At 71.7% G+C, this 19,485-nt stretch carries 17 protein-coding genes; 14 read left to right on the plus strand and 3 right to left on the minus strand.

Annotated features, from left to right (window positions below; translation table 11 throughout):
- Nucleotides 1-15 precede the first annotated feature (15 nt).
- Entirely contained in the window at nucleotides 16-1,041 is a 1,026-nt protein-coding gene (gene argF / locus C6376_RS28940) for an ornithine carbamoyltransferase (RefSeq protein ID WP_107446104.1), read from the plus strand.
- A 258-nt stretch (nucleotides 1,042-1,299) separates the two neighbouring features.
- Here argF and C6376_RS28945 read toward each other — a convergent pair whose 3' ends face one another.
- The gene (locus tag C6376_RS28945; protein WP_254076108.1) at nucleotides 1,300-1,785 is read right to left on the minus strand and encodes an ATP-binding protein; all 486 of its coding nucleotides are present in this window, start codon (nucleotides 1,783-1,785) and stop codon (nucleotides 1,300-1,302) included.
- A gap of 302 nt (nucleotides 1,786-2,087) precedes the next feature.
- Between C6376_RS28945 and C6376_RS28950 the strand changes: the two genes are divergently transcribed.
- Both C6376_RS28950 and C6376_RS28955 read left to right on the plus strand, forming a co-directional pair.
- Nucleotides 2,088-2,915, plus strand: a complete 828-nt coding sequence (locus C6376_RS28950) for an enoyl-CoA hydratase family protein (RefSeq protein WP_107446105.1) — start codon at nucleotides 2,088-2,090, stop codon at nucleotides 2,913-2,915.
- Nucleotides 2,916-3,319: 404 nt separating this feature from the next.
- Nucleotides 3,320-5,632: a bifunctional salicylyl-CoA 5-hydroxylase/oxidoreductase gene (locus C6376_RS28955; RefSeq protein ID WP_254076109.1), complete on the plus strand. Its 2,313-nt coding sequence runs from the start codon at nucleotides 3,320-3,322 to the stop codon at nucleotides 5,630-5,632.
- Nucleotides 5,633-5,750: 118 nt separating this feature from the next.
- Here the strand turns inward: C6376_RS28955 and C6376_RS28960 are convergent, their stop codons facing one another.
- A complete protein-coding gene (locus C6376_RS28960; protein ID WP_107446106.1) occupies nucleotides 5,751-6,563 on the minus strand; it encodes a PaaX family transcriptional regulator C-terminal domain-containing protein in 813 nt (270 codons plus the stop codon).
- A 15-nt stretch (nucleotides 6,564-6,578) separates the two neighbouring features.
- Entirely contained in the window at nucleotides 6,579-8,183 is a 1,605-nt protein-coding gene (locus C6376_RS28965; protein ID WP_107446107.1) for an AMP-binding protein, read from the minus strand.
- A gap of 426 nt (nucleotides 8,184-8,609) precedes the next feature.
- Between C6376_RS28965 and C6376_RS28970 the strand changes: the two genes are divergently transcribed.
- The 11 genes from C6376_RS28970 to lspA all read left to right on the plus strand — a co-directional run bounded on the left by C6376_RS28970 (nucleotide 8,610) and on the right by lspA (nucleotide 19,332).
- Nucleotides 8,610-9,989, plus strand: a complete 1,380-nt coding sequence (locus C6376_RS28970; RefSeq protein WP_367881089.1) for an acyl-CoA dehydrogenase family protein — start codon at nucleotides 8,610-8,612, stop codon at nucleotides 9,987-9,989.
- Nucleotides 9,986-10,387: a RidA family protein gene (locus C6376_RS28975; protein ID WP_107446108.1), complete on the plus strand. Its 402-nt coding sequence runs from the start codon at nucleotides 9,986-9,988 to the stop codon at nucleotides 10,385-10,387. Before C6376_RS28970 ends, C6376_RS28975 begins: the two co-directional genes overlap by 4 nt.
- A 76-nt stretch (nucleotides 10,388-10,463) precedes the next feature.
- On the plus strand, nucleotides 10,464-11,279 hold the full coding sequence (locus C6376_RS28980) for a nucleotidyltransferase domain-containing protein (RefSeq protein WP_216825616.1): 816 nt from the start codon (nucleotides 10,464-10,466) through the stop codon (nucleotides 11,277-11,279).
- Between the two features lie 283 nt (nucleotides 11,280-11,562).
- Complete coding sequence (locus C6376_RS28990) at nucleotides 11,563-11,988, plus strand: DUF6299 family protein (RefSeq protein ID WP_107446110.1); 426 nt, start codon at nucleotides 11,563-11,565, stop codon at nucleotides 11,986-11,988.
- Nucleotides 11,989-12,629: 641 nt separating this feature from the next.
- Complete coding sequence (locus C6376_RS28995; RefSeq protein ID WP_107446111.1) at nucleotides 12,630-13,094, plus strand: Zn-ribbon domain-containing OB-fold protein; 465 nt, start codon at nucleotides 12,630-12,632, stop codon at nucleotides 13,092-13,094.
- Nucleotides 13,095-13,242: 148 nt separating this feature from the next.
- The gene (locus C6376_RS29000) at nucleotides 13,243-14,412 is read left to right on the plus strand and encodes a CaiB/BaiF CoA-transferase family protein (RefSeq protein ID WP_254076414.1); all 1,170 of its coding nucleotides are present in this window, start codon (nucleotides 13,243-13,245) and stop codon (nucleotides 14,410-14,412) included.
- An 87-nt stretch (nucleotides 14,413-14,499) separates the two neighbouring features.
- A complete protein-coding gene (locus C6376_RS29005) occupies nucleotides 14,500-15,675 on the plus strand; it encodes an acyl-CoA dehydrogenase family protein (protein ID WP_107446112.1) in 1,176 nt (391 codons plus the stop codon).
- Between the two features lie 26 nt (nucleotides 15,676-15,701).
- The gene (locus tag C6376_RS29010) at nucleotides 15,702-16,484 is read left to right on the plus strand and encodes an electron transfer flavoprotein subunit beta/FixA family protein (RefSeq protein ID WP_107446113.1); all 783 of its coding nucleotides are present in this window, start codon (nucleotides 15,702-15,704) and stop codon (nucleotides 16,482-16,484) included.
- 27 nt (nucleotides 16,485-16,511) lie between these two features.
- Nucleotides 16,512-17,477: an electron transfer flavoprotein subunit alpha/FixB family protein gene (locus tag C6376_RS29015; RefSeq protein ID WP_107446114.1), complete on the plus strand. Its 966-nt coding sequence runs from the start codon at nucleotides 16,512-16,514 to the stop codon at nucleotides 17,475-17,477.
- A 461-nt stretch (nucleotides 17,478-17,938) separates the two neighbouring features.
- Nucleotides 17,939-18,559 (plus strand): hypothetical protein, encoded by a 621-nt coding sequence (locus C6376_RS29020; protein WP_107446115.1) that lies wholly within the window; start codon nucleotides 17,939-17,941, stop codon nucleotides 18,557-18,559.
- A 101-nt stretch (nucleotides 18,560-18,660) separates the two neighbouring features.
- The gene (lspA, locus tag C6376_RS29025; RefSeq protein WP_254076110.1) at nucleotides 18,661-19,332 is read left to right on the plus strand and encodes a signal peptidase II; all 672 of its coding nucleotides are present in this window, start codon (nucleotides 18,661-18,663) and stop codon (nucleotides 19,330-19,332) included.
- Nucleotides 19,333-19,485: the final 153 nt, after the last annotated feature.

Genomic DNA, 19,485 nt, shown 5'->3' on the forward strand with positions numbered 1-19,485 from the left:
CTCTGGAGCGCCCCCATGGCGACTGTCCCGACCGCCCTCGCCGGCCGCCACTTCCTCAAGGAGCTGGACTTCACGGGGGAGGAGTTCCGCGGCCTGATCGAGCTGGCCGCCGAGCTGAAGGCCGCCAAGAAGGCCGGGGCCGAGGTGCAGCACCTCCGCGGCAGGAACATCGCCCTCATCTTCGAGAAGACCTCGACGCGCACCCGCTGCGCGTTCGAGGTCGCCGCCGCCGACCAGGGCGCCTCGACCACCTACCTGGACCCGGCCGGCTCCCAGATCGGTCACAAGGAGTCCGTGAAGGACACCGCGCGCGTGCTGGGCCGGATGTACGACGGCATCGAGTACCGCGGCGACAGTCAGCGCAAGGTCGAGGAACTCGCCGCCCACGCGGGCGTGCCGGTCTTCAACGGCCTCACCGACGACTGGCATCCCACCCAGATGCTCGCCGACGTGCTGACGATGACCGAGCACTGCGCCAAGGGCCTGGACGGCGGGATCGTCTTCGCCTACCTCGGCGACGCACGCTTCAACATGGGCAACTCCTACCTGATCACCGGGGCCCTGCTCGGCATGGACGTCCGTATCGTCGCGCCGAAGGAGTACTGGCCCGCCGACGAGGTCGTCGCGAAGGCCCGCGAACTCGCCGCGGACAGCGGGGCCGCGGTCCTGCTCACCGAGGACATCGCCGAGGGCGTGCGGGGCGCCGACTTCGTCGCCACCGACGTCTGGGTCTCCATGGGTGAGCCCAAGGAGGTCTGGGACGAGCGGATCGCCGCCCTCGGCCCCTACGCCGTCACCATGGACGTCCTGCGCGCCACCGGCAACCCGGACGTCCGCTTCCTGCACTGCCTGCCGGCCTTCCACGACCTGGGCACCGCGGTCGGCCAGGGGATATTCGAGAGCCACGGCCTCGAAAGCCTCGAGGTGACCGACGAGGTCTTCGAGTCGTCCCACTCCGTCGTCTTCGACGAGGCGGAGAACCGTCTGCACACCATCAAGGCCGTCTTGGTCGCCACCCTCGCCGGAAACCCGCGGGGCTGACCGGGCCCCGGGCCGGCCCGGTCGGCGTCGTTCAGGTCGCGGGCGGCGTCTGCGGGGGCTGCGGGTCTGCGGGTGCTTCGCCGGTCCGGTCGCGGGCCGCGGTCACGGGTGCCTAGTCGGTCCGTGCGCGGGCCGCGCCTGCGGGTACCTCGCCGGTCCGCTCGCCGGTTCGCTCGTCGGTCAGGCCTGATCAGGGATCACTGGGGTGGGGGCGGGCGGGCGTGTGGGTGGGCTCGGGGCGGGCCCGGGGCGCGATGCTCACGCGGGACGCGGACCGCGCTGCGGGGGGACCGAGGACAACCGGAACCACACCGCCTTGCCCTGCTCGGTGGGCCGGTGCCCGCAGGACGAGCTGAGGGCGCGGATCAGCAGCAGCCCGCGGCCGTGCTCCTGCCAGGGGTCGGGCTCCCGGCCGGACGGACGGGTGAGGTCCCCGGGCGGCGCCGGGTCGCCGTCGTGCACCTCGACCTGGCATCCACCCGGATGCAGTTCCACGACCAGCTCTATCGGCGCGTCCCCGGTGGTGTGCTCCACGGCGTTCGCCACCAGCTCCGCCGTGAGCAGCTCCGCCGTGTCGCTGTCCGCCCCGTGCTTCAGCTCGGCCAGCGCCGTACGGACCAGCGCACGGGCCACCGGCACGGCCGCGGCAGAGTGCGGCAGTGCGATTCGCCAGGAGGCGGCGGAGTCGGAGGGGCGTTCGTGCAAGGCGAGTCCGTTCATGGCGCAGGTTCCCGTGATCGACATCAGGCGTCCTGCCTTCAACTTTCAGGAATGGTACGGCGACCTCCGGCAGAGGCGCTCGGTGGGCACCGCGCGGGACGTTCCGACCCCGCTGTCGGGCGGCTTACCCGCGTCAACGGTCGCCCTCGCGCACCTGATCCGGTTGTTACCGCCTTATCGACGACCGGTGACGTGTGTGACGGGCGCATGCCGTGCGGTGACACGGCGATACAGGGCGATTCTGCCCTCGCCGTATATCGCGTACTCATGACGACAGTCACGAGAGAGTGATAACTTCGAAGGCGACTGTCGAGGAGGCCGCCCTCATGAGTCCCTTCACCGGCTCCGCCGCCCGCACCCCCGACTGGCGCCATCTGCGCGTCGAGCACACCGACGGCGTCGCCACCGTCACCCTCGCCCGCCCGGAAAAGCTCAACGCCCTCACCTTCGGCGCCTACGCCGACCTGCGCGACCTGCTCGCCGAGTTGTCCAGGGAGCGGTCGGTCCGCGCCCTGGTGCTGGCCGGCGAAGGCCGGGGCTTCTGCTCCGGCGGCGACGTCGACGAGATCATCGGCGCCACCCTCGGCATGGACACCGCCCAGCTCCTGGACTTCAACCGGATGACCGGCCAGGTCGTACGGGCCCTGCGGGAGTGCCCGTTCCCGGTGATCGCCGCCGTGCACGGAGTGGCGGCCGGCGCCGGCGCGGTCCTCGCCCTGGCCGCCGACTTCCGGGTCGCCGACCCCGGTGCCCGCTTCGCCTTCCTCTTCACCCGCGTCGGCCTCTCCGGCGGCGACATGGGCGCCGCCTACCTGCTGCCCCGGATCGTCGGACTCGGCCACGCCACCCGGCTGCTCATGCTCGGCGAACCCGTCCGCGCCCCCGAGGCCGAGCGGATCGGCCTGATCAGCGAACTGACCGAGGAAGGACAGGCCGACGCGGCCGCCCACACCCTGGCCCGCCGCCTGGCCGACGGCCCGGCCCTCGCCCACGCCCAGACGAAGGCTCTGCTGACCGCCGAACTGGACATGCCGCTCGCGGCCTCCGTGGAACTCGACGCCGCCACTCAGGCCCTTTTGATGAACGGCGAGGACTACGCCGAGTTCCACGAGGCGTTCACGCAGAAGCGTGCCCCGAAATGGCGAGGCCGATGAAGCCGATGAAACCGTCTTCGAGAACAACGTCTTCCAGGACACCGGTTTCCGAGACGGCAAGCTCTGTGACACCGATTGCTGGGGCTGGGGCTTCGGGGGCGCCAGCAGCGGATATCGAGAAACCGGTTGCCGAAACGGAACCTCAGAGGACAGCGGCCGCCGACGCGACAACGGCAAGGACACCGGTTTCGGAAACGGCAACTCTTGTGACACCGCTTTCCCGGACAGCGGCGTCAAGGACGCCGGTTTCCCAAACGGCCCCCCGTGTGCCACCGCTTTCCGGGACCCGGTTTTCCGAGACCAGACCTTCCGGGACCCGGTCTTCCGGGACCTCTGGCTCTGCGGCGACGGCCTCCGAGTTCCGGGACGACATCGGTGCAAGGGGCCGCCGCGGTCCCCGACCAGTGCCGTCCGGCCACCCAGAGCCGCCCGCCCCGGCCGGCCGCCCCCGGCGTATCGCGATCATCGGCGGCGGACCCGGCGGCCTCTACGCCGCAGCCCTGCTCAAACGCCTCGACCCCGCCCGCGAGATCACCCTCTGGGAACGCAACGCCCCCGAGGACACCTTCGGCTTCGGCGTCGTCCTCTCCGACGAGACCCTGGGCGGCATCGAACACGCCGACCCGGTCGTGTACCGGTCCCTGCGGGAGGACTTCGTCCGGTGGGACGACATAGACATCGTCCACCGCGGCATCCGGCACACCTCCGGCGGGCACGGTTTCGCCGCCCTCGGCCGCCGCAGACTGCTGGAGATCCTGCACGAGCGCTGCCGCTCCCTCGGCGTCGACCTGCGCTTTTGCACGCAGGCGCCCGCCCCCGCCCGCCTGGCGCGGGAGTACGACCTCGTCATCGCCGCGGACGGGGTGCACAGCGCCACCCGGGAAACGTACGCGGAGGTTTTTGGGCCCCGGGTGACCGGCCACCGCTGCCGTTACATCTGGCTCGCCGCGGACTTCGCCTTCGACGCCTTCCGCTTCGAGATCGCCGAGACCGAGCACGGCGTGATGCAACTGCACGGCTACCCCTACGCGGCCGAAGCCTCGACCGTGATCGTCGAGATGCGCGAGGAGGTATGGCGAGCAAGCGGTTTCGACGAACTCGACGAGCAGGAGTCCGTCGCGCACTGCGCCAAGATCTTCGCCGACGCGCTCGGCGGCCGTGCCCTGCAGTCCAACAACTCCGCCTGGACCACCTTCCGCACGGTCGTCAACGCACGCTGGTCGCACGGCAACGTGGTCCTCCTGGGCGACGCGGCGCACACCGCCCACTTCTCCATCGGTTCCGGCACCAAGCTGGCCGTCGAGGACGCGCTGGCGCTCGCCGCCTGCCTGGAGGAACACCCCGACCTCGGTACGGCGTCGACCGCCTACGAGGAGGAGCGCCGACCCGTCGTCGCCTCCACCCAGCGGGCCGCCCGCGCCAGCCTGGAATGGTTCGAGAACATCGGGCTCTACCTCGGCCAGCCGCCCCGCAGGTTCGCCTTCAACCTGCTCACCCGCAGTCGTCGAGTGACCCATGACAACCTGCGGCTGCGCGACTCCCGCTTCACCGCCGCCGTGGAGCGCGAGTTCGGGTGCCCGCCCGGAACGCCCCCGATGTTCACGCCGTTCCGGCTGCGCGGCCTGACCCTGCGCAACCGGGTCGTCGTGTCGCCCATGGACATGTACTCGGCGGTGGACGGTCTCCCCGGCGACCTCCACCTCGTCCACCTCGGCGCCCGTGCCCTCGGCGGAGCCGGACTGGTGATGACGGAGATGGTGTGCGTGTCCCCGGAGGGCCGCATCACACCCGGCTGCACCGGTCTCTACACCGACCGGCAGGCCGACGGCTGGCGGCGGGTCACCGACTTCGTGCACGAGCACGCACCGGGAGCCGCCATCGGCGTGCAACTCGGCCACTCGGGACGCAAGGGCTCGACGAGGCTCATGTGGGAGGGCATGGACGAACCGCTGCCGGACGGCAACTGGCCGCTCGTGGCCGCGTCCCCTCTGCCGTACAAGCCGGGCAGTCAGACACCGCGCGAACTCGATCACGACCAACTCGCAGATCTGCGCGCCCAGTTCAAGGCCGCCGCTCGTCGGGCTGCGAGAGCCGGCTTCGACCTCCTCGAACTGCACTGTGCGCACGGCTACCTGCTGTCCGGCTTCCTCTCCCCGCTCACCAACCGCCGCACGGACGCCTACGGAGGCTCTCTCGCCGGACGGCTGCGGTTCCCGCTCGAGGTCTTCGACGCGGTCCGCGAGGCGTGGCCGGCGCAGCGACCGATGACGGTCCGTATCTCGGCCGTCGACTGGGCCGAGGGCGGCACGTCGGCCGACGACGCCGTCCGCATCGCCCGCGCGTTCGCCGAGCACGGCGCCGACGCCGTCGACGTCTCCACGGGACAGGTGGTGGCCGAGGAACGTCCCGACTACGGACGCTCGTACCAGACGCCGTTCGCCGACCGCATCCGCCACGAGGCGGGCGTCCCGGTGATCGCGGTCGGCGCGATCTCCTCCTGGGACGACGTCAACTCACTGATCCTGGCGGGCCGTACCGACCTCTGCGCCCTCGCACGGCCCCACCTCTACGACCCGAACTGGACCCTGCACGCGGCCGCCGAGCAGGGCTACTCCGGCCCGGGCGCCGAATGGCCCGCACCGTACCGCGCGGGCAGCAGACCCCCGCGCACCGGCCGCGCCGACGCGCCCAAACCCCGCCTGACCCTCGGAGGATGAGGCCGTCGTCCTGTCCCAGGCGGGGCTGGTCGGTGCGGGTCCCGGTCGGACACGACCCGGGCCCGGTGCCGGGCTGCACCGGGCCGCCGATGCGAACCGGGCAGAACGGCGCCCGGCCTCACACTCCGACGAACTCCGCTCCCGCGTCGCGCAGCCGCTCGTGCAGCCCCTGGAAGACGGCCGCGGACCGTGTGCCCGGCCAGTCCCGCGGCAGCAGGCGGGCGGGCAGGCCGGGGTCGACGTAGGGCAGATGCCGCCAGGAGTCCAGCGCGAGGAGGTAGTCGCGGTAGGCCTCCTCGGGCGGAGTGTCCGGCCGTTGCCGCCAGTCCCGCAGCACGCTCGCGTGGCGGTCGAGGAAGGTCTCGTGCTCCTTGGCGATGGCGGCCAGGTCCCACCAGCGGGCCACGGCGTCGACGGTCGGCGCGAAGCCGAGATGCTCGCCCCGGAACAGATCGACGTACGAGTCCAGGTGCAGCCGGCGGAGCGTGTGCCGGGTCTCGTCGTACAGGCGTGCCGGGGCGATCCAGACCCCCGGGGTCGCCGTGCCGAACCCCAGCCCCGCCAGTCGCGACCGCAGCACATGCCGCTTCTGCCGCTCCGACTCGGGCACCGAGAACACCGCCAGCACCCAGCCCTCGTCCTCGGGAGACGCCGTGGCGTAGACGCGTCGGTCGCCGTCCTCGAGCAACTGACGTGCCTCTGCGGACAGTTCGTAGCCCGCCGCACCCTGCGAGGTGCGCGCCGGCAACAGCAGTCCCCGGCGTTTCAGCCGGGAGACCGAGGAGCGCACGGAGGGCGCGTCGACGCCGACCGCGGCGAGCAGCCGGATCAGCTCGGCGACGGGCACGGGCCCTGGGACGAAGCGGCCGTACGCGCCGTAGAGCGTGACGATGAGAGACCGAGGTGCGGGCTGGTCGGACACGTTGATCATCTTAGGTCTTCGGCATCACGGCTGGTCACCTTCGGTGCAACCGCTTACGCGCAGCCTGAACCGCTGAAGCTTGCCGGTCGCCGTGCGCGGCAGCGCCTCCAGGAAGACCACCTCGCGCGGGCACTTGTAGGGGGCGAGCTCCTCCTTGAGGAAGGCGCGCAGGGTCTCGGCGTCGCGCCGCGCGCCCTCCCGCAGGACGGTGAACGCGACCACCGCCTGCCCACGGCGTTCGTCGGGTCGTCCCACGACCGCCGCCTCGAGCACGTCGGGATGACGCAGCAGCGCCTCCTCGACCTCGGGCCCGGAGATGTTGTACCCGGCCGAGATGATCATGTCGTCCGCGCGGGCGACGTACCGGAAGTAGCCGTCGGGCTCGCGGACGTAGGTGTCACCGGTGACGTTCCAGCCGTCCCGCACGTACTGCTGCTGGCGTGGGTCGGCCAGGTACCGGCAGCCCACCGGGCCGCGCACGGCGAGCAGTCCGGGCTCGCCGTCAGGCACGGGCGCACCGGACGCGTCCTGTACACGCGCGTGCCAGCCGGGCACCGGAACGCCGGTGGTGCCGGGCCGGATCCGCTCGTCCGCGGCGGAGATGAAGATGTGCAGCAGCTCCGTGGCCCCGATGCCGTTGATCAGCCGCAGACCGGTCCGCTCGTGCCAGGCGTGCCAGGTGGCCGCGGGCAGGTTCTCGCCGGCGGAGACGCAGCGCCGCAGGGACGACACGTCGTGGTCGTCGAGATCGTCGAGCATCGCCCGATAGGCGGTGGGCGCGGTGAACAGCACGGACACGCGGTGCGCGGCGATCGCCGGCAACAGCTGCCGGGGGCCCGCCTGTTCCAGCAGCAGCGCGCTCGCCCCGGCCCGCATCGGAAAGACGACGAGGCCGCCGAGCCCGAAGGTGAAGCCGAGCGGCGGACTGCCCGCGAAGACATCGTCCGCAAGCGGTTTCAGAACGTGTTCCGAGAACGTGTCGGCTATCGCCAGGACGTCCCGGTGGAAATGCAGACAGCCCTTGGGGCGACCGGTGGTGCCGGAGGTGAACGCAATCAGCGCAATGTCGTCGGAAGCGGTTTCGACAGCCCGAAAGGGTTCTGTCGACGACGGCCGGTTCAACAGGTCGTCGGGGCCGTCACCGCCGTACGTGGTGATCCGCAGACCGGGAGTTTCCGCCTTGACGAGGTCGTCGACCGCCCGGATGTCGCACAGCGCGTGCCCGACCCGGGCGATCTCGCACATGGTGCGCAGTTCGTGCGGACGCTGCTGGGCGAGGACGGTAACCGCGATTGCACCCGCTTTCAGCACGGCCAGCCAGCAGGCCGCCAGCCAGGGCGTGGTGGGCCCGCGCAGCAGCACCCGGTTGCCGGGGACGACCCCCAGGTCGGCGGTGAGCACATGCGCGATTCGGTCGACACGGGCACGCAACTCGCCGTACGTCCACGACGGCCCGGACGCGGTGTGGAACACGGGCCGCTCCGGTGTGGCCCCGTCGAGCAGCGCGGCGGCGCAGTTCACCCGCCCGGGGTAGTTCAGCGCGGGCAGCTCGAAGCGCAGCTCGGGCCGGTGGCCGGGCGGCGGGAGGTGGTCGCGCGCGAAGGTGTCGACGTGGGCCGAGACGTTCATGGGTGTTCGCCCCCTTGCCTGGATGGACTGTCCGGCTGGGCTGCCCGGGAGGGCGTCGTCATCGTCGTGGGATCGCGCAAGGAGCGTATCGCGTTGGTGACGACAGTCAACGGTACGCGATATCGTCGAGGGAGGGTACGGCCGGCGTGACCGTGCGGACGAACCGGGAGGAGGGCGCGAGGGGCGCGGCCGTGCGGACCAACCCCGAGCACCGCGCGGACGAGCGACAGACCGCACCGGCGCCTCCCGGACGCGGGGCCGGGCCGCGCGAGCAAGCCGCCGGAACATGACCGACACGCGGGAGGACAGGCTGCACGAACCGGCTGCACGAACCGGCTGCACGGGCCGGCAGCTGACGGCCGCGACGGCCGTGCCGCGACCGGGCGGATCATTCACGGCAGAGGGGATTAGGCGATGCCCGCAGCGATGCCCGCGTTCTCGATCGATCCGGCGCGGACGGCTTGGTGCGCCGAACTGCGCGCACTGGCCGCCGACCGGCTGCGCCCACTCGCGGAGAAGGGCGAACCCGGCCGGGTCAACCGCCCGCTCGTCGCCGAACTCGGCCGCCTGGGGCTGCTGTCCCGGCTGTTCACCTCCGGCGCGGTCGACCTCTGCCTGATGCGGGAATCCCTCGCGTACGCCTGCACCGAGGCCGAGACGGCTCTCGCGCTGCAAGGGCTGGGCGCCCACCCGGTCCACGCCCACGGCACCCCCGCCCAGCGCCGCCGCTGGCTGCCCGACGTCGCCGAGGGCACCGCGCTGGCCGCGTTCGCGTTGAGCGAGGCCGGCGCCGGTTCGGACGCGGCCGCGCTGTCCCTGGCCGCCGAGCGCGACGGAGCGAACGGCTGGCGGCTCACCGGCGAGAAGTGCTGGATCTCCAACGCGCCCGAAGCCGATTTCTATACGGTTTTCGCGCGCACCACCCCGGGGGCGGGCGCGCGGGGCGTCACCGCCTTCCTGCTCCCCGCCGACCGTCCCGGCCTCACCGGATCCGCCCTCGACATGCTCTCCCCGCACCCCATCGGCGCCCTCCGCCTCGACGCCGTCCCGGTCACCGCGGACGACGTGCTCGGCGAGCCCGACAGAGGCTTCCGCGTCGCCATGGGCACCCTCGACCTGTTCCGCCCGAGCGTCGGCGCGTTCGCCGTCGGCATGGCGCAGGCCGCGCTCGACGCCACCCTCGCCCACACCGCCCGCCGAGACGCGTTCGGCGGCAAGCTGCGGGATCTGCAAGCGGTTTCCCATCAGGTAGCCGAGATGGCGCTGCGCACGGAGGCGGCCCGGCTGATGGTCCACGCGGCGGCGACGTCGTACGACGCCGCCGCCCCGGACGTCCCCCGGCGCGCCGCGATGGCCAAGCTGCTCGCCACCGAGACGGCCCAGTACGTCGTCGACGCGGCCGTCCAACTCCATGGCGCGTGTGCCCTGCGCCGCGGCCACCTCCTCGAGCACCTCTACCGGGAGGTGCGCGCACCACGGATCTACGAGGGAGCCAGCGAGGTGCAACGCGGCATCATCGCGCGGGAGTTGTACGCCGAGCACGCGAGGCGGGCGGACCACGTGGAAGGGGCCGGGCACGCCGAGCCGACGAGAGGGGACGTCCCCGCCGATCCGCCGGACCGGATCGGGCAGGCCGACCGGATCGGGCAGGCGCAACAGACCGTGCAGGCCGGACAGACCGTGCGAGATGAAGGGGCGACCGTGCGGACCGAACGGTCACCACACGTCGCACAGGGCGGGCGAGTCGACCGAGAGGCCGGACGAGTCGAGCGGCAGGCCGAACGAGCCGACCGGGAGGCCGAGTGACCGTCGAGCGCATCAACCCGCCAGGGCTCTCGCCGCCCACCGGCTTCTCACACGCCGTCGTCGCCACCGGCGATCGCATCGTCTTCCTGGCCGGCCAGACCGCGCTGGACGCCGACGGGAACATCGTGGGGGAGTCGTTGCCGGAGCAGTTCGCGAGGGCGCTCACGAACCTGCTGGCCGCGCTGACCGCGGCCGGCGCAACGGCGTCCGACCTGGCGCGCGTCACCGTCTACGTCACGGACGTCGCCGCCTATCGTGAGCACGCCGCCGAACTGGGCGCGATCTGGCGGCGGTCGGCCGGCCGCGACTACCCGGCGATGGCGGTCGTCGAAATCGTCCGGCTCTGGGACGAGCAGGCACTCGTCGAACTGGACGGGTTCGCGGTGCTGGACCACTGACCGCGCACACGACCGGCACCCGGAGCGCTGAGAAAAGCGGTCGCAGTGCGTGATCTGATTCTCCAGAATCTGGCTCGTGGATCGACTGGTGGGTATCGCGGATCGGCTGACCGATGTCGACGGAGTGGTCGGCGTGTGTCTGGGAGGCAGCAGAGCGAGGGGAACGCATCGCCCTGATTCTGATGTCGATCTCGGCCTGTACTACCGGCCGCCGCTGGACACGGCTGCCTTGCGTCTTCTCGCGTCCGAGCTGACGGGCGAGTCGGTCGACGTGACGGAACCGGGCGACTGGGGGCCGTGGGTGGACGGTGGGGCGTGGCTGACCGTTGACGGCTGGCGTGTCGACTGGATCTACCGCGATCTGGACCGCGTGCACCGGATCTGGGAAGAGTGCCAGGCAGGGCGCTTCGAAGTAGGTGTGCAGGCCGGTCACCCGTTGGGTGTGTACTCCCATTCCTATGCAGGCGAGGTGGCCGTGGGGCGCGTTCTCGCCGATCCCGGTGGCGAACTGCGGGCCCTGCGGCAGGAGACTCGCCGCTATCCGGAGCCGTTGCGCGAGGCGCTGATCGCCAACACCCGGTGGGAAGCTCCCTTCACCCTGGCCAACGCCCGCAAAGGAGCGGCCGGCGGAGACGCTTTCTATGTCGCCGGCTGCGTCTTTCGCGCGGTAGGGCTTCTCGTGCAGGGCCTGCATGCCCACGCGGGTTGCTGGGTGCTGAACGAAAAGGGAGCCGTTCGGGCGGCGCAAGCGCTGCCCGCTGCTCCCGCGGATTTCTCCGTGCGGGCTCACGAGTTGTTTGCCGTGCCGGGCACGGACCCGCAGGCGCTGTCCGCGGCGCTCGACTCCGCTGACCGGCTGACTGCCGAGGTGTGCGGGCAGCTCACGTCCTGAGGGAAGCCAGGGTGACGTGGTCGATCACCTGGCCACCGCCGAGAACGGCCCGGTGCCGTCCGGTCGGCCCGCTCGGGCCGACCGCGTGCCCGGAATCATCGCCGGGGCCCGCCGGGAAGCGTGGCGGAATCAGGGCCCGCCGGGAAACGTGGCGGCACCAGGACGACTGCGACTCGTACCGTACGTCGACGGCGGGACGGACTCGCCGCCGAAGGAGTGACGATCACCGACCGGGACGCGCGCGCCCGGTACCAGTGGAGCCCCCACAACAGGAGGTTCTGCCATGTTCTTGCGCTCCGCGCTGTCCGCGGTCGCCGGTATCGCCCTGCTTCTGCCGGCCGCCCCCGCGGTCGTTGCCGCCGTGGGCCCGACGGAGTCCGTCACGATCGACCCGGTCGGCCGTATCGCCGCCGACGGCACCGTCACGCTCTCCGGCACCTATCGCTGTGTCGCCGACCCGGGCCCGGTCTTCGTCAGCTCCTCGGTCGGCCAGGACTTCAACGTCACGCGCGGTATCGGCGGCACCCGTGCCGTCTGCGACGGCGCCGAGCACACCTGGAACAACACCGGCAGGGCGACCCCGAACGACCTCGCCCCCGGTGCGGCCCGGGTCGAGGCCACGCTGATGGAACTCCGTCCCGCCAGCGGCCTGCTCCTGGCCCGCTTCCACGCGACACAGAAGCGGGTCATCGCCCTGACCGAGAGCTGATCCCCGCAGGCCCCGCGCGGCGGTCCACCGTGCAGGTCCACGGTGCCGGCGACCGACCGGGACTGCCGAAAGCGGGTGGTGACGACGACGGCCGCGGCGAGAAGACGAAGGCGACGGCGGACGCCCGCGGGCCGGCCTGGTGCATGGGTGTCCGCTGTCGCCCGGCCCCTCGGCGGCGCGGCCGACGCCCCGGTGTGCCGACGGAGATGACCCCAGGCCCCTCTGCGACTCCCGCCCCAGCGCGAACTGCCGTGTCGTCGAGTTCCGCGAGATCCGCCGGTGTCCGCCGCCGTCGGTATCCCCGTGACCTCCGTGACCTCCGTGACCCCCGCGTCCCGCTCGACCTGCGCGCCCGCTCGACCCGCGCGCCCGGTCGACGCGGTCGAGGCTCGAGAGGGGTCTCACCGGGTGACGTGCTCGTCGGCTCCCTGGCCCTGACCTGCGGCCGTGACCCCTGGGACCCGAAGCCGAGGGTAGTGCCGGGAAACCCTTTCCGACCTCGGTCGACGGCGCGTTTTCCGCGCACAAACCTGCGTCAGCTCGTCGTTGACCGGCGATCCGCGGAGGGTCAGGGTGAGGGGGACGGGCAGGACATTCCGATCGCCTGTTTCCGGTCACCGAACCGAGTCCAGGAGGCCGCGGTGCTCCAGACGCAAACCCGTGAACACGACGAACTCGTGGACGACCCCGAAACGGTCGCCGTCGAGGCGACACCGGCGGACATGCCTGCGGACACGCCGGCGGACATGCCCGCCGCACCGGCCACCGGCCGCGAACTCTTCTTCCAGCGCTGCAGGTGGTGTGGCACCCCGGGGTACCGGCGCGCCTTCTGCCGCGCCTGCGGATCGGTGGCCTTCGCCCTGGAGCGCAGCGCGGGCGTCGGAGTCGTCGTCCGCCGAAACGGCCACGCCCAGCACAACACCTGGTGCGTCGCCATGGACGAAGGCTTCAACCTGCTGTGCCGGATCGTCGGCACGGCGCCGTTCGTCGTGGCGGTGGGGGCACGGGTGACCGCCGTACGGGCCGTCGCGCCCGTCGGCCGGGGCCTTCCCACCGTCGAACTCACGCACCCGGTCCCGGTCCAGCCGTCGGACGTCTGGTGGTGAGGGCATGCAGCGCCGGTGACGGCAGGTCGGGATACATGAACGGAGAGGAGGGTGCGTGAGCACCCAGCATGACGTGCCGGACGGTCGGGACGGTCGGGATGGCCCGGACAGCCGAACCGACGGCCGCCGAGGAGCAGGGCGGGGCGCGCTGGACGGTCTGCGCATCGCGGACTTCTCCCGGGTCCTCGCGGGCCCCTACGCCACCATGCTCCTCGGCGACCTGGGCGCCGACGTGGTCAAGGTGGAGCGGCCGGGCATCGGGGACGAGACCCGGGCCTGGCACCCTCCGGCGGACAGCGACGGTACGTCCACCTATTTCCTGAGCGTCAACCGGAACAAGCGGTCGGTCGTTCTTGACCTGGCCACGGAGTCCGGCCGTGAACAGGCCCGCGCCCTTGTCGCCGAGTGTGACGTGGTGGTGGAGAACTTCCGTCCCGGCACGATGGAGCGACTGGGCCTCGGGTACGAGGAACTTCGTTCCCGGAAGCCGGAGTTGGTCTACTGCTCGATCAGCGGTTTCGGTAGCGGCGCGGGTGCCGCGATCCCCGGGTACGACCTGTTGGTGCAGGCCGCCGGCGGTCTGATGAGCGTGACCGGCGCCGCGGACGGTGAGCCGGTGAAGGCGGGCGTCGCCCTGGTCGACGTCATCACCGGCCTGCACGCGTGTCTCGGTGTGCTCGCAGCCCTCCGGCACCGCGACGCCACCGGGCAGGGCCAGCGGGTGGAGGTGAACCTGCTCGGCTCGCTGCTGTCCGCGATGGTCAACCAGGCGTCGGCGTTCGCCGTCGCGGGCGTGGTGCCGGGCCGTATGGGCAACGCGCATCCGAGCATCGCCCCGTACGAGACCTTCCCGACCGCGGATCGTCCCATCGCGCTCGCCGTGGGCAACGACCGGCAGTTCGCGGCGCTCGCCGAGGCCACCGGGGATGCCGGTCTCGCTCTCGACGACCGCTTCCGCACCAACGCCGACCGGGTCGCCCACCGCTCCGAACTGCGGGACATCCTGACCGAGCGGCTCAGCACCGCAGGCGCCGACGACTGGTCGACCGTCCTGCTGGCCGCCGGGGTGCCCGCCGGACCCGTCAACACCCTCGACGACGCCTTCGCCTTCGCCGGCCGGCTCGGCCTTCCCGGCATCGTCGACATCCCCGCCGATCCTGCCGACGGGGAGGAGTGCAGGCCGTCCCGCCAGGTCGCACACCCCATCGCACTGAGCGGGACACCCGCGCAGTACCGCCTGCCCCCACCCCGTCTGGGCCGGCACACCACGCAGATCCTCCACGGCCGGGCGGACGGGCCCGACCGTGCCTCCGGGTGACCCGGAGCACTCGACCGACCGCCGGCGGCATCGGCGCCCCGGTCGAACCGACCACCCCTATTCCACCCACGTGACAAGGAGCCCCTCATGAGCGGCAAGCCGCTGACGGACCCTCTCGACCTGCTCGACATCGCCGCCACCCTCACCGACGAGGAGCGCGAGATCCAGGCCACCGTGGCCAAGTTCCTCGCCGACCGTGTGCGACCGCACGTCGGGGAATGGTTCGAGAACGCCCATTTCGCCCGCGAACTCGCCCCTGAACTGGGCAAGTTGGGGGTGCTGGGCATGCACCTCGAAGGCTACGGCTGCGCCGGCACCAACGCCGTGTCCTACGGCCTGGCCTGCCTGGAGCTGGAGGCGGCGGACTCCGGCTTCCGCAGCTTCGTCTCCGTACAGGGCTCGCTGTCGATGTTCTCCATCTGGAAGTGGGGCTCGGAGGAGCAGAAGCAGGAGTGGCTGCCCCGGCTCGCCGCGGGAGAGGCGATCGGCTGCTTCGGTCTGACCGAGCCCGACTTCGGCAGCGACCCCGCCGGGATGCGCACCCGGGCCGTGCGCGACGGCGGTGACTGGATCCTGAACGGCTCCAAGATGTGGATCACCAACGGGGGCATCGCCGACGTGGCCACCGTGTGGGCGCAGACCGAGGACGGCATCCGCGGATTCCTCGTGCCGCGCGGCACACCGGGCTTCACCACGCAGGACATCAAGCAGAAGATGTCGCTGCGCGCGTCCGTCACCTCGGAGCTGTACTTCGACGACGTGCGGCTGCCCGACTCGGCGCGGCTGCCCCTGGCGCAGGGGCTGCGCGGTCCCCTGTCCTGCCTGAACGAGGCCCGCTTCGGCATCCTGTTCGGCGTCGTCGGCGCGGCCCGCGACAGCCTGCAGGCGGTCATCGACTACGCCGACTCACGCGTGCAGTTCGGCAAGCCGATCAGCGCCTTCCAGCTCACCCAGAAGAAGCTCGCCGACATGACCGTGTCCCTGGGCGGCGCGGCCCTGCTCGCCCTGCACCTGGGCCGGCTGAAGGACCAGCACCGCATCCGGCCCGAGCAGATCAGCGTGGGCAAGCTCAACAACGTGCGGGAGGCCATCGCGATCGCGCGGGAGTGCCGCACCGTCCTGGGCGCCAACGGCATCTCCCTGGAGTATTCGCCGCTGCGCCACGCCAACAACCTGGAGTCCGTCCTCACGTACGAGGGCACCAACGAGATGCACACGCTGGTCGTCGGCCAGGCGATCACCGGCTACCCGGCCTTCCGCTGACCACCCGCGCCTGAAGGAAGACGACCGTGAACATCGTCGTACTCGTCAAGCAGGTCCCGGACACCGCTGCCGAACGCACCCTGTCCGAGGCCGATCACTCCCTCGACCGCGAGAGCGCCGATCTCGTCCTGGACGAGATCAACGAGCGCGCCGCGGAGGAGGCGCTGACCCTGAAGGAGGCGGTGGGCGCCGAGGTCACCGTCGTGTCCATGGGACCTGACTCCGCGCTCGACGCCATCCGCAAGGTCCTGGCGATGGGCGCCGACCGCGGCATCCACGTCTGCGACGACAGACTCCGGGGCGCCGATGTCGTGACCACCGCACAGGTGCTGGCAGCCGCCGTGCGGACCGTGGCGGACGTCGACCTGGTCCTCGCGGGCGACGCGACGACCGACGGACAGGCGAGCGTGGTCCCCGCCGTCGTCGCGGACCTGCTCGGCCTGCCCTCGCTGACCCATGCGCGGGAGGTGACCGTGGAAGCGGGAGGGGTCCGCGCGGAGCGGGCGACGGAGCACGGCGAGGCGACGCTCGGCGCGCCGCTGCCCGCGCTGGTCAGCGTCACCGAGAAGATCAACGAACCCCGCTACCCCTCCTTCAAGGGGATCATGGCCGCCAAGAAGAAGCCGGTGGCGACGGTCGACCTCGACGACCTGTTCCCCGACGCGGACGACACCGGGTTCCTCGTGACCCGCACCCGCGTGGTGAAGGCCGTCCCGCGCCCGGCATGGACCGCCGGAATCCGCGTCACCGACGACGGATCGGCCGGCCGGCGGCTGGTCGACCACCTGATCGCCCAGAAGCTCGTCTGAACCGCTCCGAACACGAAGCAGGAACCCATGCCCGATGTCCTCGTCCTCGTCGACCACGACGGGGAGCACGTCCACAAGACCACGAACGAACTCCTTTCCGCCGCAAGGCGGTTGGGCACCCCTGCCGCGGTCGTCGTGGGGACCCCCGGCACCGCGGCACGCCTCGAGGAGACCCTCGCCCGCCACGGCGCCGTCCGCGTCCACGCGGCCGAATCCACCGAAGCGGACGAGTTCCTCGCCACGCCGGCCGTGGACGCGCTGGAGCTCGCGGTCCGGGAATCCGCCCCTGCGGCAGTTCTGGTCTCCGCCACGGCGGACGGCAAGGAGGTGGCAGGGCGGCTGGCCGCACGGCTGGACGCCGGGCTGCTGATCGACGCGGTCGACCTGGACTCCTCCGGCGTGGCCACCCAGATCGTCTTCGGCGGGTCGTACACCGTACGCTCCCAAGTCACCCACGGCATACCGGTCATCGCCGTCCGGCCCGGGTCCTTCGAGCCGCAGGAGCACCCCGAGGAGGCGGAGGAGCGCAGACTCGTCCCGCCGCCGATCGACCCCACGGCGTCGGCCCGCGTCACCGCCCGTCGTGCAGCGCTCGCGGGTGACCGTCCCGAACTCACCGAGGCGAGCGTCGTCGTGTCCGGCGGACGCGGTGTCGCAGGAGCGGACGGCTTCAGGGTGGTCGAGGAACTGGCCGACGCCCTGGGAGGCGCGGTGGGCGCCTCGCGCGCCGCGGTCGACGCCGGCTACTACCCGCACCAGTACCAGGTCGGACAGACCGGAAAGTCCGTCTCACCCCAGCTGTACATCGCCCTGGGAATCTCCGGGGCCATCCAGCACCTCGCCGGGATGCAGACCTCCAAGACGATCGTCGCGGTCAACAAGGATCCCGAGGCGCCGATCCTCGGTATCGCCGACTACGCGGTCGAGGGAGACCTGTTCGAGGTGGCTCCCTCCCTGACGCGGGAAGTGGTCGCCCGCCGTACCGGCGGCTGACGCGGACGCCCGGGAGTCGCCGCTCGCGAGGCCCGGGTCGTCCGGGCCGGGCCGGGCCTGGGGGCGAGACCCCGTCCGGTCTGCCTATGAGCCACCGGAGGCAGGCTGTGACGTTGCTTCGGGAGCGGAGCCTTCGCCCGCCTGGCGTCCGGTGACGGACACCGGTCCGCCCGCCCGTCCGCCCGCAGATCCGGGCGGGCGCGCGACCGACCGTACTCAGGAACGGGGGGAGGTGAGCGCGGCATTCCGCCTCGCCGGACTCCCGGTCGCCGGACTCCCACTCCGCGCGGCCGGCGAAGCCGGCCCTGCCCACTCCACGCGGCTGTCGAAGCCGGCCCTGCCCGGCATCAAGACGCCTGCCGGGGGAGCCCGTTGAGGCGCCGCCCCCGAGTCCCACGACCCCGGAGCCCCGCCCCGTTCCGGACCAGCCGACAACACCTCGACGAAGCGGTGATCCACCCGTGCCCACCGAACACGCGTGCCAGTCCGCGGCTGAAATCGCCGCAGAGCACCTCGACTCGCTGCGCCCCTTCCTGCAATCCGGTCATCCGCACGGAGGAGGGAGGGGCGGCGTCGGCGACTGGCCGCTCGGCGCATCGGCCCTGCTCGTCGTCCTCGCCGGCCTCCAGGCCGACCGGCCGGATGGGCCTCCGCTGTGGGACGCCCAGGCCGGCGACCGGATCCGGGAAGCCCTGGGCCTGCCCGTCGCCGGGGCCGAGGGACTCCCGCCGCGGCGCCGACCACGAGGGTGGGAGGCTCTGGCCGTCGTGCAGCACACGGCACAGGAACTGCTCACCGGCCTGGCTGCCGACAGCGGCCCGGGCCGGTCCGGTGAGTTGTCGGGACAGCTGGCCCGGGTGGAGGGCGCGCTCGTCGTGACCCTGCGGCGGATGGGGGTGCCGGCCGAGGCGTCGACGCGTTGCGCCGCGGGTCTTGCGGAAGCCACCGGTTCGCTGTTCGGCCTGCGCCCGTCCGCACCCCCGGCCGCCCCGCCCCACCCCACCACTCCACCCCTGCCGTCGACCCGGCCGGCCACGAACCCTCCGCTCCCGCCCGACTTGACCGCAAGTATCCTCTTCTAGCCTGGACTTCGATGCGGCCGTGCTGTCATCAGGCGGCCGCGACGAATCCACGCTGTTCGTAGGGTCTGCGGTCGGAGCCAACAGGATCTGACCACGGTGGTGTGAAAGCTGGAGCCAACCGCCTGCCCGACGTGTCGCCTCGCAGGCTCTTGTACTGTGGTGTCGTCCAGGGCGGCTCGGCATCCATGGAGCGGATCATTACTACCGACAATGCCTCGCAATCCCAGCCCGAGACCGCGACGCGTGCTGCTGGCAAGCGCACACTGGCTCTGACCGCTCTGCTGACGGCGGCCGTTCTCACCTATGCCTTGGATCTCGCCAGCAAGCTTGTGGCTGTCTCGCGGTTGGAAGGCCAGGAGCCCGTTGACATAGCGGGCCACGTGCTTACGCTGCAAGTGTTCCGTAACTCGGGTGCGGCTTTCAGTAGGGGCCAGGCCTTCACTGCTGTGTTCACGGCGATTGCGATCGCGGTTGTCGTGGTCATCACGCGTGCCGTGCGTAGGCTTCAGAGCCTTCCCTGGGCTGTCGCCCTGGGTCTGCTGCTTGGGGGCGCGCTCGGCAATCTGACCGACCGGATCTTCCGGGCGCCCGCGGTCTTTCGCGGGCACGTCGTCGATTTCATCTCCGTCGAGCACTTCGCGGTGTTCAACCTCGCCGACTCAGCCATTGTCTGCGGCGGTGCCTTGATGGTCCTCATGTCGATCCGGGGCACTTCCCTGGACGGCTCAGTCCCGCAAGATCGGCAGGGTCGGAGGATTCTCTCCCCGCGTTGAGATGCTCCAGAACCGAGAGCTCGACCGCCGCGCAGGGCTCGGTATCGCCTGCGTCTCCTGATGTCGTCGGCGCGACCTGGCGCGTGCGACGGACGGATGCGCCGGTGCCGTGACGCGACGGCCCCGGTCAGCGGTCCCGCCCCTCCTGCGCCG

Source organism: Streptomyces sp. P3 (assembly GCF_003032475.1).
Taxonomy (GTDB): Bacteria; Actinomycetota; Actinomycetes; order Streptomycetales; family Streptomycetaceae; genus Streptomyces.